Consider the following 18367-nt stretch of genomic DNA (forward strand, 5'->3'; position numbering starts at 1 on the left):
ATGGCAGATCAGGACAAGATCCTCGGCTACCTGAAGCGGGTGACGGCCGATCTGCACCAGACCCGGCAACGGCTCCGCGAGGTCGAGTCGGCGGAACCGGAGCCGATCGCGATCGTCGGCATGAGCTGCCGGTTTCCCGGCGGCATCACGTCGCCGGAGGGCCTATGGGACCTGGTCGCCCAGGGCCGCGACGCCATCACCGACTTCCCGTCCGACCGCGGCTGGGACATCGACTCGCTGTACGACGCCGACCCCGACCAGGAAGGCACCAGCTACACCCGCGAGGGCGGATTCCTCAACGGCGTAGGGGAGTTCGACGCCGCGTTCTTCGGGATCAGCCCTCGCGAGACCCTCGGCATGGACCCCCAGCAGCGCCTGCTGCTGGAGACCGCCTGGGAGACCTTCGAGCGGGCCGGGGTCGACCCGGGCACCCTGCGCGGCAGCAAGGCCGGTGTGTTCATCGGCACCAACGGCCAGGACTATCCCGAAATGCTGCACGACGTCCCCAAGGGCGTCGAGGGATACCTGATGACCGGCAACGCGGCCAGCGTCATCTCCGGCCGCCTGTCGTACACCTTCGGCCTTGAGGGCCCGGCGGTCACCGTCGACACCGCCTGCTCCGCCTCGCTCGTCGCCCTGCACCTGGCGGTCCAGGCGCTGCGCAACGAGGAGTGCACGATCGCCCTCGCGGGCGGCGTCACCGTCATGTCGAGCCCGCGCGCCTTCATCCAGTTCAGCCGGCAGCGCGGCCTCGCCCCCGACGGCCGCTGCAAGCCGTTCGCCGACGGCGCCGACGGCACGGGCTGGGGCGAGGGCGTCGGCATGCTGCTCGTCGAGCGGCTCTCCGACGCCCGCCGCAACGGCCACCCCGTGCTGGCGATCGTCCGCGGCTCCGCCATCAACCAGGACGGCGCCAGCAACGGCCTCACCGCCCCCAACGGCCCGTCCCAGCAGCGCGTCATCCGCCAGGCGCTGACCAACGCCGGGCTCAGCCCCGCGCAGGTCGACGTCGTCGAGGCGCACGGCACCGGCACCACCCTCGGCGACCCCATCGAGGCGCAGGCGATCCTCGCCACCTACGGCCAGAACCGTCCCGACGGGCGCCCGCTGTGGCTGGGCTCGGTCAAGTCGAACATCGGCCACACGCAGGCCGCCGCCGGTGTCGCGGGCATCATCAAGATGGTGCAAGCGATCCGGCACGGCGTCCTGCCCAAGTCGCTCCACATCGACGCGCCCTCCACCAACGTCGACTGGACCTCCGGCGACGTCGCCCTGCTCACCGAGTCGGTGCCGTGGCCCGCGACCGGGCAGCCGCGCCGCGCCGGCATCTCCTCCTTCGGCGTCAGCGGCACCAACGCCCACACCGTCATCGAGGAGGCCCCGAGCGCCGACGAGCCGCAGGAGCCCTCCGCCGAGGACGCCGCCCCCGCGGCCGAGGCCGTGCAGGGCGCCGACGGCCCGGTGCCGCTGCTGCTGTCCGGCCACGGTGGGACCGCCCTGCGCGCGCAGGCGGAGCGCCTCGCCGCACACCTGCGCACCCACCCCGAACTGGCCGCCGACGCCGCGGGCCTGACCGACCTCGGCTTCTCGCTCGCCACGAGCCGCGCGGCCCTGGACCGCCGGGCCGTGCTGTTCTCCGCCGACCGCGACGCCCTGCTCGCCGGCCTCGACCTGCTCGCGGACGCCGACCGTGCCGAGGAGCCCGCGGAGGCCGTCCTCGGCACGGCGGGCGAGGGCAAGACCGCGTTCCTCTTCACCGGACAGGGCAGCCAGCGCCCCGGCATGGGCCGCGACCTGTACGCGACCCACCCCGGCTTCGCCCGCGCCCTGGACGAGGTCCGCGACGCACTCGACCGGCACCTCGACACCCCGCTGTACGACGTGCTGTTCGCGCCGCAGGACAGCCCGCGCGCCGCCCTGCTGGACCAGACCGCCCACGCCCAGACCGCGCTGTTCGCGGTCGAGGTCGCCCTCTTCCGGCAGCTCGAACAGTGGGGCGTGGCCCCCGACTTCCTCATCGGCCACTCCATCGGCGAACTGACCGCCGCCCACGTCTCCGGCGTCCTCACCCTGCCCGACGCGGCCCGCCTGGTCGCCGCCCGCGGCCGGCTGATGCAGGCGCTGCCCACCGGCGGCGCCATGATCGCCGTCGAGGCCGCCGAGGAGGAAGTGACGCCGCTGCTCACCGGCCGGGTGGGCATCGCCGCCGTCAACGGCCCGCGCTCCGTCGTCGTCTCCGGCGAGGAGGACGCCGCCGAGGCGGTCGCCGCGCAGCTGCGCGCCCAGGGCCGCAGGACCAAGCGCCTGACGGTCAGCCATGCCTTCCACTCCCCGCTGATGGACGGCATGCTGGAGGCGTTCCGCGACATCGCCGGGACCATTGACTACCGGCCGCCGGTCATCCCGATCGTCTCCAACCTCACCGGCGCCTCCGTCACCGCCGACGAGATCGGCACCGCCGACTACTGGGTCCGCCACGTTCGCGAGGCCGTCCGCTTCCACGACGGCGTGCGCCGGCTGGCCGCCCAGGGCGTCACCGCCTTCGTCGAGGTGGGACCCGGGGGGGTGCTGACCGCCCTCGCCCAGGAGTGCGTCGACGACCCGGACGCCCTCTTCGTGCCCGTGCTGCGCGCCGACCGCGCCGAACCGGCCGCCCTGGCCGGCGCGGTCGCGCAGGCCCACGTCCACGGTGTCGCCGTCGACTGGCGGGCCGTGTTCGCTGGCCGTAGCGCCGGCCGCGTGGACCTGCCCACGTACGCCTTCCAGCGCGAGCTGTTCTGGCCCGAGCAGCCCACCGCCTGGGCGGGCGACGTCACCGCCGTCGGTATCGGCTCCGCCGACCACCCGCTGCTGGGCGCCGCCATCGCTCTGGCCGGCGGCGACGGCCACCTCTTCACCGGCCGGCTCTCGCTCGCTACCCACCCTTGGCTCGCCGACCACACGGTGATGGACACCGTGCTGCTGCCCGGCACCGCCATGGTGGAACTCGCCCTCCAGGCCGGCGACCACACCGGCTGCCCCCTGCTGGACGAACTCACCCTCGAGGCGCCGCTGGCGCTGCCCCCGCACGGCGGCGTGCAGATCCAGCTCGCCGTCGGCGCGCCCGACGCCGAGGGCCGCCGCGCGCTGACCCTGCACTCGCGTCCCGAGGACGCGGCCGACGACACCTGGGGCGAGGGCGCCTGGACCCGCCACGCCACCGGTGTCCTCGCCCCCGCCGCGCCGGGCGCCACCCCGTCCGCCGGCGACCTCGCCGAGTGGCCGCCCGCGGGCGCCGACGAGGTCGTCGTCGACGGCCTGTACGACTACCTGACGGAGTCCGGCTTCGCCTACGGCCCCGTCTTCCAGGGCCTGACCGCCGCCTGGCAGCGAGGCGACGAGGTGTTCGCCGAGGTCCGCCTGCCGCAGCAGGCGCACGCCGAGGCCGGCCTGTTCGGCGTCCACCCCGCGCTGTTGGACGCGGCCCTGCACGCCGTCGGCATCGGCTCGCTGCTGGAGGACACCGAGCACGGCAGGCTCCCGTTCTCCTGGAGCGGTGTCGCCCTCCACGCCGTCGGCGCCCGCGCCCTGCGGGTCCGGCTCGCGCCCGCGGGCAACGACACCGTCTCGGTCACCCTCGCCGACGAGACCGGCGCCCCCGTCGCCTCCGTGGACGGGCTGCTGCTGCGGCCGGTCTCGCCCGAGCAGGTGCACGCCGCGCGCACGGCCTTCCACGAGTCGCTGTTCCGCGTCGAGTGGACGGGCGTCCCGGCGCCCGCCGCGACCACCGTCGCCGCCGGCCAGTGGGCCGTGCTGGGCGAGGCGGGCGGCGCGTTCACCGGCGCCCTGCCCACCGCGGCCGTCCATGCCGGCCTGGACGCGCTCGGTGCCGCCCTGGCGGCCGGCGGTCCCGTCCCGCAGGCCGTCGTCGTGCCCTTCGGCGACGGAGGGGAGACCTCCCTCGACGCCGACCTGCCGGGCGCGGTCCGCACCGCCCTGCACGACGCCCTCGCGCTCGCCCAGGCCTGGCTCGCCGACGACCGATTCGCCGCCTCCCGCCTGGTGTTCGTCACCCGCGGCGCCGTCGCCACCACGGCCGGGGCCGACGTCGCCGACCTCGCCCACGCCCCGCTGTGGGGCATGCTGCGCTCCGCCCAGTCCGAGCACCCCGACCGCTTCGTCCTGGCCGACCTGGACGGACGCGAGGAGTCCCTGCGCGCCCTGCCCGGCGCGCTCGCCCTCGCCGGCGCGGAACCCCAACTCGCCGTCCGCGAAGGCAAGGTCCTCGTCCCGCGTCTGACGCGGGTCGCCGCGACGCCCGAGCAGCAGGCGCCCGCCCTCGACCCCGACGGCACCGCCCTCGTCACCGGCGCCACCGGCACCCTCGGCGGGCTCGTCGCCCGCGACCTCGTCACCCGGCACGGCATACGCCGGCTGCTGCTGACCAGCCGCCGCGGCGAGGCCGCCCCCGGCGCCGCCGAACTCCTCGCCGACCTGCGCGAGCTGGGCGCCGAGGTCACCCTCGCCGCCTGCGACACCGCCGACCGCGACGCGCTGGCCGCGCTGCTGGCGACCGTGCCCGCCGACCGTCCGCTGACCGCCGTCGTGCACACCGCGGGCGTCCTCGACGACGGCATCCTCGAAGCGCTCACCCCCGAGCGCGTCGACCGCGTCCTGCCCGCCAAGGTCGACGCCGCCGTGCACCTGCACGAGCTGACCCGCGACAACGACCTCGCCGCGTTCGTCCTGTTCTCCGCCGCCGCCGGCACCCTCGGCGGCCCCGGCCAGGCCAACTACGCCGCCGCCAACGCCTTCCTCGACGCGCTCGCCCACCGCCGCCACGCCGAGGGGCTGCCCGCCACCGCGCTCGCCTGGGGCCTGTGGGCCGAACGCAGCGGCATGACCGCCGACCTCGCCGACACCGACCTGGAGCGGATCTCCCGCGCCGGCGTGGCCGCGCTCTCCTCCGAGCAGGGCCTGGCGCTGCTCGACACCGCCCGCGCCGTCGGCGAGCCCACCGCCGTCCCCATGCACCTGGACCTGGCGTCCCTGCGCCAGGCCGACGCGAGCATGGTGCCCGCACTGCTGCGCGCACTGGTCCGCCCCGCGGCCCGCCGCGCCGCCGACACCGCCGAGGCCGCCCCGGCCGGCGGGCTCGCCGGCCGGCTCCTGCCGCTGACCCCCGCCGAACGCGACCGCCTCCTGCTGGACACCGTCCGCGTCCAGGTCGCCGCCGTCCTCGGCTTCCCCGGCCCCGAGGCCGTCGACCCGGCACGCGCCTTCAAGGAACTCGGCTTCGACTCGCTGACCGCCGTCGAGCTGCGCAACCGCCTCGGCTCGGCGACCGGGGTGCGCCTGCCCGCCACCCTCGTCTTCGACTACCCGACCCCGAACGCGCTCGTCGCGTTCCTGCGCACCGAACTCCTCGGCGACGACGTCGACTCCGCCCCGGTCAAGGCCGTCACCGCCGTCACCGCGACCGACGACGAGCCGATCGCCATCGTCGGCATGAGCTGCCGCTACCCGGGCGGCGTCACCACCCCCGACGAGCTGTGGCAGCTCGTCGCCGGCTCGGTCGACGCCATCACCCCGTTCCCCACCGACCGCGGCTGGAACCTCGCCGCGCTCTACGACGCCGACCCCGGACGCGCGGGCACCAGCTACACCCGCGAGGGCGGATTCCTCCACGACGCCGCCGACTTCGACCCGGACTTCTTCGGCATCAACCCGCGCGAAGCCCTCGCCATGGACCCGCACCAGCGGCTGCTGCTGGAGACGTCCTGGGAGGCCTTCGAACGCGCCGGCATCGACCCCACCTCGATGCGCGGCAGCCGCACCGGCGTCTACGCCGGCGTGATGTACCACGACTACCTGACCCGGCTGGCCGCCCTGCCCGAGGGCCTGGAGGGCTACCTCGGCACCGGCACCGCGGGCAGCGTCGCCTCCGGCCGCGTCTCGTACACCCTCGGCCTGGAGGGCCCTGCGGTCACCGTCGACACCGCGTGCTCCTCCTCGCTGGTCGCCCTGCACCTGGCCGTCCAGGCGCTGCGCAGCGGCGAGTGCGACATGGCCCTCGCCGGCGGCGTCACGGTCATGTCGACCCCCGACACCTTCATCGACTTCAGCCGCCAGCGCGGCCTGTCCACCAACGGCCGCTGCAAGTCCTTCTCCGCCGACGCCGACGGCACCGGCTGGGCCGAGGGCGCCGGCATGCTCCTCCTCGAACGGCTCTCCGACGCCCGCCGCAACGGCCACCGCGTCCTCGCCGTCGTCCGCGGCACCGCCGTCAACCAGGACGGCGCCAGCAACGGCCTCACCGCGCCCAACGGCCCCTCCCAGCAGCGCGTCATCCGCGCCGCCCTGGCCGGCGCGGGCCTGACGACCGCCGACGTCGACGCCGTCGAGGCGCACGGCACCGGCACCACGCTCGGCGACCCCATCGAGGCGCAGGCGCTGCTCGCCACCTACGGCCAGGGCCGCGCCGCGGACCAGCCGCTGCGCCTGGGCTCCATCAAGTCCAACATCGGCCACACCCAGGCCGCCGCAGGCGCCGCCGGCATCATCAAGATGGTCCTCGCGATGCGGCACGGCGTCCTGCCGCAGTCCCTGCACATCGGCGAGCCGTCCCCGCACATCGACTGGTCCGCCGGCGCCGTCTCCCTGCTGACGGAGGCCGAGCCCTGGCCGGCGGCGGACCGCCCCCGCCGCGCGGGCATCTCCTCCTTCGGCGTCAGCGGCACCAACGCGCACGTCATCATCGAGGAGCCCCCGGCCGACGCCGCCGACGTCACCGCGCTCGCCCCGGCGGCCGTCCCCGCGACCGCCCCGCTGCCCTTCGTGCTGTCCGGCCGCACCCCCGCCGCGCTGCGCGCCCAGGCCGCCCGCCTGACCGCCCACCTCGCCGAGCGGCCCGACGCCGCTCCCGCCGACGTGGCGCTGTCGCTGGCCACCACCCGCACCGCCCTGGACCGCCGGGCCGCCGTCGTCGCCCACGACCGCGACGGGCTGCTCGCCGGCCTCGCCGCGCTCGCCGACGACCAGGACGGCGCCCACGTCGTCCGCCACACCGCCGCCGACGGCAGGACCGCGATTCTGTTCACCGGACAGGGCAGCCAGCGCCCCGGCATGGGCCGCGAACTGTACGACACGTACGCCGTGTTCGCCGCCGCGATGGACGCGGTGTGCGAGGAGTTCGCCCCGTACCTCGAACGCCCCCTGAAGGACGTGCTGTTCGCGTCCGACGGCGACGAACTCGACCGCACCGCGTACACCCAGCCCGCTCTGTTCGCGCTGGAGACCGCGCTCTACCGGCTCGTCGAGTCCTGGGGCGTCCGCCCCGACTACGTCTCCGGCCACTCCATCGGCGAGATCACCGCGGCCCACGTCGCCGGTGTCCTCACGCTCCCCGACGCGGCCCGGCTCGTCGCCGCCCGCGGGCGGCTCATGCAGGCCCTCCCCGAGGGCGGCGCGATGATCGCCCTGGCGGCCGCCGAGGACGAGGTGCTGCCGCTGCTGGCCGGCCACGAGGACCGGATCGGCATCGCCGCCGTCAACGCCGCCGACGCCGTCGTCATCTCCGGCGAGGAGACCCTCGCCGTGGAGATCGCCGCCGAGTTCGAGCGCCGCGGCCGCCGCACCCGGCGCCTGACCGTCAGCCACGCCTTCCACTCCCCGCTGATGGACGGCATGCTCGACGACTTCCGCGAGGTCGCCGAGTCGATCACCTACCATCGGGCGACCGTCCCCGTCGTCACCAACCTCACCGGGCGGCTCGCCGGCGACGAACTGCGCACCGCCGGCCACTGGGTCGCGCACGTCCGGGAGGCCGTCCGCTTCCTCGACGGCATCCGCACCCTGGACGCCGAACACGTCACCACCTACCTCGAACTCGGCCCCCAGGGCGTGCTGTCCGGCCTCGGCCGCGACTGCCTCCCCGAGACCGCCGACCCCGCCGACGCCCCCGTCTTCCTGGCCGCCCTGCGCCGCGACCGCGGCGAGGCCGACGCTCTGACCGAGGCGCTGGCCGCCGCCCACACCCGGGGCATCGCGATCGACTGGCAGGCGTACTTCGCCGGGACGGGCGCGCAGCGCGTGGACCTGCCCACGTACGCCTTCCAGCGGGAACGGTTCTGGCTGGAGACGCCGGCCGGATTCGTCGGCGACGTCGAGTCCGCCGGCCTGGGCGCCGCCCACCACCCGCTGCTCGGCGCCGCCGTCGCCCTCGCCGACGGCGAAGGGTTCCTGCTGACGGGCCGCCTCTCCCTCGACACCCACCCCTGGCTCGCCGACCACGCCGTCATGGGCTCCGTCCTCCTGCCCGGCACCGCCTTCGTCGAACTCGCCGTCCGCGCGGGCGACCAGGCCGGCTGCGACCTGCTGGAGGAACTCACCCTCGAAGCCCCCCTCGTCCTCGCGCCCGGCGCCGTCGTCCGCATGCAGCTCGCCGTCGGCGCCCCCGACACGACCGGCCGCCGCGCCCTGGACATCTGGTCCACCGACCACGACGCCCCCGCCGACGAGCCGTGGACCCGGCACGCCACCGGCGTGCTCACCACCGGAGCACCCGTCCCCGCCTTCGACCTCACCGCCTGGCCGCCACCGGGCGCCGAAGCCGTCGGCGTGGACGGGCTGTACGACCACCTCGGCCAGGGCGGCTTCGCCTACGGCCCGCTCTTCCAGGGTCTGCGCGCCGCGTGGGTGTCCGGCGACGACGTCTACGCCGAAGTCGCCCTGCCCGACGACCAGCAGGGCGCAGCCGCCCGCTTCGGCCTGCACCCGGCACTGCTCGACGCCGCCCTGCACGGCACCTTCGTCCAGCCCGCCCCCGACGGCGAACGCCCCGGCCGGCTGCCCTTCTCCTGGCGCCAGGTGTCCCTGCACGCCGCCGGCGCCTCCGCACTGCGCGTCCACCTCACCAGCGGCGGCGAGGACACCCTCTCCCTGCGCATCGCCGACACCACCGGCGCGCCCGTCGCCACCGTCGGCAGCCTCATGGTGCGGCCCGTCTCCGCGGACCGGATCGGCAGCGCGCGTTCCGCCCACCACGAGTCCCTGTACCGCGTCGACTGGGCCACCCTGCCCCTGCCCGCCGACGCCCCCGCCGCCGGCGCGCCGTGGGCCTGCGTCGGGCCCGTGGCGCTGGACGTCCCCGGCGTCGACACCACCGCCCACAGCGGCCTGGACGCCCTCACCGCCACCATCGAGGCGGCCGGCGCCCCCGCGCCCGCGTACGTTCTCGCCCACCTCGTCCGCGCCGCGGCCCCCGACGCCCTTGCGGACTCCGTGCACGCTGCCGCACACGAGGTGCTGGTCCTGGTGAAGAGCTGGCTCGCCGACGACCGCCTCGCCGCTTTGCGCCTGGTGCTCGTCACCCGGGGCGCCGTCGCCACCCAGAGCGACTGGGACGTCGCCGACCTGGCCCACGCGGCCGTGTGGGGCCTGGTCCGCACCGCGCAGTCCGAGAACCCCGACCGGTTCGTCCTCGTCGACCTCGACGGCGACCCCGCCTCCGCGCAGGCGCTGTCCGCTGCCCTCGCCACCGGCGAACCCCAACTCGCCGTCCGCCGCGGCACCGTCCACGCGCCCCGCCTCGCCCGGGTCCCCGCCACGACACCGCTGACCCCGCCCGCGGACACCACCGCCTGGCGCATGGACATCCAGGACAAGGGCACCCTGGACAACCTCACCCTGCTGCCCAGCCCCGAGTCCGAGGCGCCGCTGGCGCCGGGAGAGGTGCGGGTCGCCGTCCGAGCGGCCGGCCTGAACTTCCGTGACGTCCTCAACGCCCTCGGCATGTACCCGGGCGACCCGGGCCTCATGGGAAGCGAGGGCGCCGGCCTCGTCGTGGAGACCGGCCCCGGCGTCACCGATCTCGCCCCCGGCGACCGCGTCATGGGCATGCTGCCCGGCGCGTTCGGTCCGTTGGCCGTCGTCGACCGGCGGATGGTCGCCCCGATGCCGGACGGCTGGACCTTCGCCGAGGCGGCGTCGGTGCCGATCGTCTTCATGACGGCGTACTACGCGCTGCACGACCTCGCGGGACTGCGCGGTGGCGAGTCCGTTCTCATCCAGGCGGCGGCGGGTGGCGTCGGTATGGCCGCCGTCCAGCTGGCCCGCCACTGGGGCGCCGAGGTGTATGCCACCGCGAGCCCCGGCAAGTGGGACACCCTGCGCGGACTCGGCCTGGCCGACGACCGCATCGCCTCCTCCCGCACCCTCGACTTCGAGGACGCCTTCCGCACCGCCACCGGCGGACGCGGTGTCGATGTCGTCCTGGACTCCCTGGCGCGGGAGTTCGTGGATGCTTCGCTGCGGCTGCTGCCGCGCGGCGGACGCTTCGTGGAGATGGGCAAGACCGACGTCCGCTCGCCCGAGGACGTCGCCGCCGCTCACCCCGGCGTCACCTATCAGGCCTTCGACCTGACCGAGGCCGGCCTCGACCGCATCCAGGAGATGCTCACCGAACTGCTGGCCCTCTTCGACGCGGGCGCCCTGCGGCCGGTCCCGGTCTCCGCCTGGGACCTGCGCCAGGCCCCCGAGGCCTTCCGCTACCTCAGCCAGGCACGCCACGTCGGCAAGATCGTGCTGACCCTGCCCACCGCCTGGGACCCCGAGGGCACCGTCCTCATCACCGGCGGCACCGGCACCCTCGGCGCGCTCGTCGCCCGGCACGCCGTCACCGCGCGCGGCGCCCGCCACCTGCTGCTCACCAGCCGCCGCGGCGCATCCGCCGCCGGCGCCCGCGAACTCGCGGACGAACTGCGCGCCCTGGGCGCCGAGGTCACCGTCGCCGCCTGCGACACCGCAGACCGCGACGCACTGGCCGCCCTGCTCGACTCCGTACCGGCCGAGCACCCCCTGACCGCCGTCGTGCACACCGCGGGCGTCCTCGACGACGGCGTCATCGACTCCCTCACCCCGCAGCGCCTCGACACCGTCCTGCGTCCGAAGGTCGACGCGGCGCTCCACCTGCACGAGCTCACCCGCCGGTTCGACCTCGCCGACTTCGTCCTCTTCTCCTCCGCCGCCGGCACCTTCGGCGGCGCCGGCCAGGCCAACTACGCCGCCGCCAACGCCTTCCTCGACGCCCTCGCCCGCCACCGGCAGGCCCACGGCCTCGCCGGGACCTCCCTCGCGTGGGGCCTGTGGGCCGAGGCCAGCGGCATGACCGGCGAACTCGACACAGCCGACAAGGACCGCATGACCCGCTCCGGGGTCCTCGGCCTGTCCTCCGACGAGGGCCTGGCCCTCCTCGACACCGCCCGCGGCACCGGCGACGCCCTCCTCGTCCCCATGCACCTCGACCTCGCCCCGCTGCGCCGGGCCGACGCCAGCATGGTGCCCCACCTCCTGCGCGGCCTGGTCCGCACCACGACCCGCCGCGCCGCCGCCGGTGCACCCGCGGCCGGCGGCGGAACGCCGCTCGTCGACCGGCTCGTCCGCCTCCCCGAGGACGAACAAGACGCCCTCCTGCTCGACCTCGTCCGCGGCCAGGTCGCCGCCGTCCTCGGCCACGCCACCCCGGACGCCGTCGAACCCACCCGCGCCTTCAAGGACCTCGGCTTCGACTCGCTGACGGCCGTCGAGTTCCGCAACCGGCTCGGCGCGACCGCCGGCATCCGCCTGCCCGCCACCCTCGTCTTCGACTACCCGACGCCGACGGTGCTCGCCGGCTACCTCAAGGACGAACTCCTCGGCTCGCAGGCCGCGGCCGCAGCAGCCGCCGCCGTCCCCGGCCGGGCCGCGAACGCCGCCGAGGCCGACGACCCCATCGCGATCGTCGCCATGAGCTGCCGCTTCCCCGGCGACGTCCGCACCCCCGAGGACCTCTGGAGCCTGCTCGCCGACGGCCGCGACGGCATCGGCCACCTCCCCACCGACCGCGGCTGGGACCTCGACGGCCTCTACAACCCCGACCCCGACAGCCCCGGCACCTCCTACGCCCGCGAAGGCGGCTTCTTCTACGACGCCCACCACTTCGACCCCGCGTTCTTCGGGATCAACCCGCGCGAGGCCCTGGCCATGGACCCCCAGCAGCGGCTGCTGCTGGAGACGTCCTGGGAAGCGTTCGAGCGGGCCGGCATCGACCCGGGCGACCTGCGCGGCCGTCAGGTCGGCGTGTTCGTCGGCCAGATGCACAACGACTACGTCTCGCGGCTGAACACGGTCCCCGAAGGCGTCGAGGGCTACCTCGGCACGGGCGGCTCCAGCAGCATCGCCTCCGGCCGCGTCTCGTACACCTTCGGCTTCGAGGGCCCGGCCGTCACCGTCGACACCGCGTGCTCCTCGTCGCTGGTCGCCCTGCATCTCGCCGCGCAGGCCCTGCGCAACGGCGAGTGCACGATCGCCCTCGCGGGCGGCGTCACCATCATCACCACGCCCGACGTCTTCACCGAGTTCAGCCGCCAGCGCGGCCTCGCCGCCGACGGCCGCTGCAAGCCCTTCGCGGCCGCCGCGGACGGCACCGCGTGGGGCGAGGGCGCCGGCATGCTGCTCGTGGAGCGGCTGTCGGACGCCCGCCGCAACGGCCACCCGGTCCTGGCGGTGGTGCGCGGCTCGGCGGTCAACCAGGATGGTGCCAGCAACGGCCTCACGGCCCCGAACGGCCCGTCCCAGCAGCGGGTGATCCGCGCCGCGCTCGCGAACGCCGGCCTGACGGCCGCGGACGTCGACGCGGTCGAGGCGCACGGCACGGGCACGACCCTGGGCGACCCGATCGAGGCCCAGGCGCTCCTGGCCACCTACGGCCGCGACAAGACCGATGACCAGCCGCTGTGGCTGGGCTCCATCAAGTCCAACTTCGGCCACACCCAGGCCGCGGCCGGTGTCGCGGGCATCATCAAGATGGTCCTCGCGATGCAGCACGGCGTGCTGCCGGAGACCCTGCACGTGGACGCGCCCAGCCCTCACGTCGACTGGTCCGAAGGCGCGGTCTCCCTGCTGACCGAACAGATGGACTGGCCCAACACCGGCCGCCCGCGCCGCGCCGGCATCTCCTCGTTCGGCATGAGCGGCACCAACGCCCACGCCATCATCGAGCAGGCCCCCGACACGGTCCCGGCCTCGGTCCCGGCCGGGGACGCGCCCGCCGCGCGCACCCTCCCGTGGCTCCTGTCCGCCCGGACGCCGGAAGCGCTGCGCGCCCAGGCCGGCGCACTGCACGCCCACGTCGAGGCCCACCCCGACGCCCGCCCCGCCGACATCGGCCACTCCCTCGTCACCAGCCGCGCCCTGTTCGACCAGCGTGCGGCGGTCGTGGCAGCGGACCGGGACGAGCTGCTGCGCGGCCTGGCCGCGCTGGCGGCGGACGGCCCGTCGGGAATGGTGACGCGGGGCGCCGCCGGTGCCGGGAAGCTGGCGTTCCTGTTCACGGGGCAGGGGAGTCAGCGGCTGGGGATGGGTCGTGAGCTGTACGACGCCTATCCGGTGTTCGCGCAGGCGTTGGACGCGGTGCGTGAGCGGCTTGGGCTGGATGTGCTGTTCGGTGACGACGCGGAGGCGTTGGACCGGACGGAGTTCGCGCAGCCGGCGTTGTTCGCGGTGGAAGTTGCCTTGTTCCGGCTGCTGGAGTCCTGGGGTGTGAAGCCGGACTTCGTGTCCGGTCACTCCATCGGCGAGATCGCCGCCGCCCACGTCGCCGGGGCGCTGTCACTTGAGGACGCCTGCACGCTGGTCGGGGCTCGCGGAAGGCTGATGCAGGCGCTGCCTTCGGGTGGTGTGATGATCGCCCTCGAAGCGGCCGAGGACGAGGTTCTGCCGCTGCTGAACGAGCGGGTGAGCATCGCCGCCGTCAATGGCCCGCGGTCGGTAGTCATCGCGGGTGACGAGGATGCCGCGGTCGCGATCGTGGAGTCCTGCGGTGACCGGAAGTCGAAGCGGCTGACGGTCAGTCATGCATTCCACTCGCCGCACATGGACGGCATGCTGGACGCGTTCCGCGAGGTGGTCGAGGGGCTGTCGTTTGAGGCCCCGCGCCTTCCGGTCGTCTCGAACCTGACCGGTGCCGTCGTCACGGACGAGATGGCCTCGCCCGAGTTCTGGGTGCGGCACGTGCGTGAAGCCGTGCGCTTCCTGAACGGCGTCCGGGCCCTGGAGGCCGCCGGCGTCACCACGTATCTCGAACTCGGCCCGGACGGCGTCCTGTCGGCCATGGCGCAGGAGTGCCTGACCGGCGAGAACGCCGCCTTCGCCCCGGCTCTGAGGAACGGTCGTCCGGAGGCCGAGACGCTGCTCACGGCGGTCGCGACCGCCCACGTGCGCGGTGTTCCCGTCGACTGGCAGACGTACTTCGTCCCCGACCGCCCCCAGCGCGTCGACCTGCCGACCTACGCGTTCCAGCGCTCGGTCTACTGGCTGGACGCGGGTCGCTCGCAGGGCGACGTCGCGTCGGCCGGTCTCGGTGCGGCGGATCATCCGTTGCTGGGTGCGGCAGTTGAGCTGCCGGATTCGGACGGGGTGGTGTTCACCGGTCGTCTGTCGCTGAGCACGCACTCGTGGCTGGCCGATCACGCGGTCATGGGCTCGGTGTTGCTGCCGGGTACTGCCTTCGTCGAGTTGGCGGTACGTGCGGGTGAGCTGGTCGGGTGTGAGGTCCTGGAGGATCTGACGCTTGAGGCGCCGTTGGTGCTGCCGGAGCACGGTGGTGTGCAGCTGCGGCTGTCGGTGGGCGCCGGTGACGGTGAGGGCCGGCGGGCGCTGGTGCTGCATTCGCGGTTCGAGGGTGCGGCGGAGGATGCGTCGTGGGTGCGGCATGCCGCTGGTGTGCTGGCCGAGCGAGGCGCGGTGCCGGGCTTCGACCTGGCGGTGTGGCCGCCGGCCGGGGCCGAGCCGGTCGCGATGGACGGGCTGTACGAGGGCCTGGCGGATGCCGGTTTCGGTTATGGGCCGGTGTTCCGTGGGCTGCGGTCGGTGTGGCGTCTGGGTGAGGACGTGTTCGCCGAGGTGCGGCTGCCGGAGTCGGTGGAGGCCGAGGCGGGAGCGTTCGGAGTGCATCCCGCACTGCTGGACGCGGCGCTGCACGCGTTGGGCGTGAGCGGTACCGACAGCGCGGACGGTGAGGCGAAGCTGCCGTTCTCCTGGCAGGGCGTGACCGTGCACGCCGTCGGCGCGTCCGCGCTGCGCGTGAGGTTCACCTCCGTCCACGGCGACGAGGCCGCCCTGCAGATCGCCGACGCCACCGGTGCGCCGGTGGCGTCCGTGGCCGGCCTCGCTCTGCGCGGTGCGAGCCGCGACCAGCTGAGCACGGCCCAGGACGTCACCCGCGAGGCCCTGTTCCGCCTGGACTGGCCCGAGCTCCGGACCGCCGATGCCGCCGGTTCCGTGGCCGACGACTGGATGCTGCTGGGCGCCGGATCCCAGGCGTTCGCCGACCTGGCGGCGCTGCGCGGCGTGGCCGCCGAGGGTGGGACCGTCCCGGCGGTGCTGGTCGTACCGTGCGAGACGGACGAGCCGGCGAGGGACGTCGCGGATTCCGCGCACGGCGCCGCGCAGCGGGCGCTGGACCTCGTGCAGGAGTGGCTGGGCGACGAGCGCTTCGGCGACTCGCGTCTGGTGTTCCTGACGCGGGGCGCCGTCGCCGCCCTGCCGGGTGAGGACGTGGCGGACCTCGCGCACGCCTCGCTGTGGGGCCTGGTGCGGTCGGCGCAGTCGGAGAACCCGGGCCGGTTCGGCCTGATCGACGTCGACGAGGACAACGACTCGCTCGCCGGGGACGTACTGTCCAAGGCGCTGGCGACCGCCGAGGCCCAGCTCGCCGTACGCGGGGACACGCTCCGCGTGCCGCGGCTGGCCGCCGCGGTGGCGGGCGACGACATCGTGCGTGGGCTGGACGCACAGGGCACGGTGTTGGTGACGGGTGCCAGTGGTGAGCTGGGCGGCCTGTTCGCCCGCCATCTCGTGTCCGAGTACGGGGTGCGCAACCTGCTGCTGGTCAGCCGCCGTGGCGAGGATGCCCCGGGTGCTGCGGACCTGACCGCTGAACTGGCCGAGCTGGGTGCGTCGGTGTCGTGGGCGGCGTGCGACGTCGCCGAGCGCGATGCGCTGGCCGGGGCGCTGGAGGCGATTCCGGCGGAGCGTCCGCTCACGGCTGTGGTGCATACCGCGGGTGTCCTGGACGACGGTGTCGTCGCATCGCTCACGGCGGAGCGTCTGTCGGCGGTGCTGCGTCCGAAGGTGGACGCGGCGTGGAACCTGCACGAGCTGACACGGGACATGGATCTGGCTGCCTTCGTCCTGTTCTCTTCCGCCGCCGGTGTGTTCGGCGGCGCCGGCCAGGCGAACTACGCCGCCGCGAACGTCTTCCTGGACGCGCTCGCCGCGCACCGCAGGGCACAGGGTCTGGCCGCCACGTCGCTGGCCTGGGGCCTGTGGGACGGCGGCATGGGCGGGGACCTGGGGGAGACCGATCGCGGACGGATCAACCGGGGCGGCATCACCGTCCTGGCCCCTGAGACCGGCCTCGCTCTCTTCGACGCCTCACAGCGCACGACCGAGCCGCTGCTCGTTCCGCTGCCGCTGGACATGCCCGCCCTCCGTCTCCAGGCGCGCAGCGGGATGCTTCCCGACCTGCTGCGCGGGCTCGTCCGCGTCCCGGCCCGCCGGGCGGCCGCGCACGGTGCCGCGGCCGGCGCGTCCGCGTTGCGTGAGCGGGTGGTCGGACTCGCCGAGAACGAGCGCCTCGCCGCGCTGCTGGACGTGGTGCGGGGTGAGGTGGCGGGTGTTCTGGGTCATGGTTCGGTTGATGAGGTGCCGGCGGATCGTGCGTTCAAGGAGTTGGGCTTCGATTCGCTGACCGCGGTGGAGTTGCGGAACAGGTTGGGTTCGGTGGCGGGTGTGCGGCTGCCGGCGACGCTGGTCTTCGACTACCCGACGGCCGGGGCGCTGGCGGAGTTCTTGCTGGGTGAGGTGCTGGGTCTGGTCGAGCCGGCCGGTGCGGCGTCGGTGCCGGTGCGCGCCGGGGTGCTGGACGATGAGCCGATCGCGATCGTCGGCATGAGCTGCCGGTATCCGGGTGGGGTGGAGACCCCCGAGGATCTGTGGCGGCTGGTGCTGGGTGGCGGCGATGCCATCTCGCCGTTCCCGCAGGGTCGTGGGTGGGATCTGGACGCGTTGTTCGATCCGGACCCGGACGGCCGGGGGACGAGCTACACGCAGTCGGGCGGGTTCCTGCACGACGCCGGTCGCTTCGACCCCGCGTTCTTCGGGATCTCGCCGCGTGAGGCGGTGGCGATGGACCCGCAGCAGCGTCTGCTCCTGGAGACCTCGTGGGAGGCGTTCGAGCGGGCCGGCATCGACCCGGCCGCGATGCGCGGCAGCCGTACCGGCGTCTTCGCGGGCATCATGTACCACGACTACGCCACCCGGATCACCTCCGTGCCTGACGGCGTCGAGGGATACCTCGGCACGGGCAACTCCGGGAGCATCGCCTCGGGTCGTGTGTCGTACGCGTTCGGGCTCGAGGGCCCGGCGGTCACGGTCGACACGGCGTGTTCGTCGTCGCTGGTGGCGCTCCACTGGGCGATCCAGGCACTGCGCAACGGCGAGTGCACCATGGCGCTCGCCGGTGGTGTGACGGTCATGGCGACGCCGGGCACCTTCACCGAGTTCAGCCGGCAGCGTGGTCTGGCTCCCGACGGCCGGATCAAGTCCTTCGCTGCGGCGGCGGACGGTACGAGCTGGGCCGAAGGCGCGGGCATGCTGCTCGTGGAGCGGCTGTCCGACGCCCGCCGCAACGGCCACCCGGTGCTGGCGGTGGTCCGGGGTTCGGCGATCAACCAGGACGGTGCGAGCAACGGCCTGACGGCGCCGAACGGCCCGTCGCAGCAGCGGGTGATCCGCGCCGCGCTCGCGAGCGCGGGCCTGTCGGGTGACGAGATCGACGCGGTCGAGGCCCACGGCACGGGCACGACCCTGGGCGACCCGATCGAGGCCCAGGCCCTCCTGGCCACCTACGGCCAGGAGCACAGCGACGAGCAGCCGCTCTGGATCGGCTCCATCAAGTCCAACATGGGCCACACGCAGGCCGCGGCTGGTGTCGCGGGCATCATCAAGATGATCATGGCGATGCGCCACGGCGTGCTGCCGCAGACCCTGCACGTGGACGAGCCGACCCCGCACGTCGACTGGTCCGAGGGCGCTGTCTCCCTCCTGACCGACTCGGTTCCGTGGCCCGAGACCGGCCGCCCGCGCCGCGCCGGCATCTCGTCCTTCGGCATCAGCGGCACCAACGCCCACACGATCATCGAGCAGGCCCCCGACGACCTCGCTCCGATGACGAAGGCTCGGCCGACCCCCGCCGCGCCGGCAACCACCGCACTGCCCTACGTGCTGTCGGCGAAGACCGAGGAGGCAGTGCGCGACCAGGCGGCCCGCCTGCACACGCACCTCCTCG

Annotated in this window: 1 protein-coding gene (cut by a window edge); it reads left to right on the forward strand. The window is 74.7% G+C overall.

What is annotated here, in order from left to right:
* On the forward strand, positions 1-18367 hold the 5' portion of the coding sequence (locus tag ACFZAU_RS24680) for an SDR family NAD(P)-dependent oxidoreductase (protein ID WP_500553971.1). The gene runs 9191 nt beyond the window's last position; 18367 of the gene's 27558 nt are visible here — the first part of the coding sequence; the start codon lies at positions 1-3; its stop codon lies off the right edge, out of view.

Origin of the sequence: Streptomyces sp. NPDC008238 (assembly GCF_042956445.1) — a bacterium.
Lineage (GTDB): Bacteria > Actinomycetota > Actinomycetes > Streptomycetales > Streptomycetaceae > Actinacidiphila.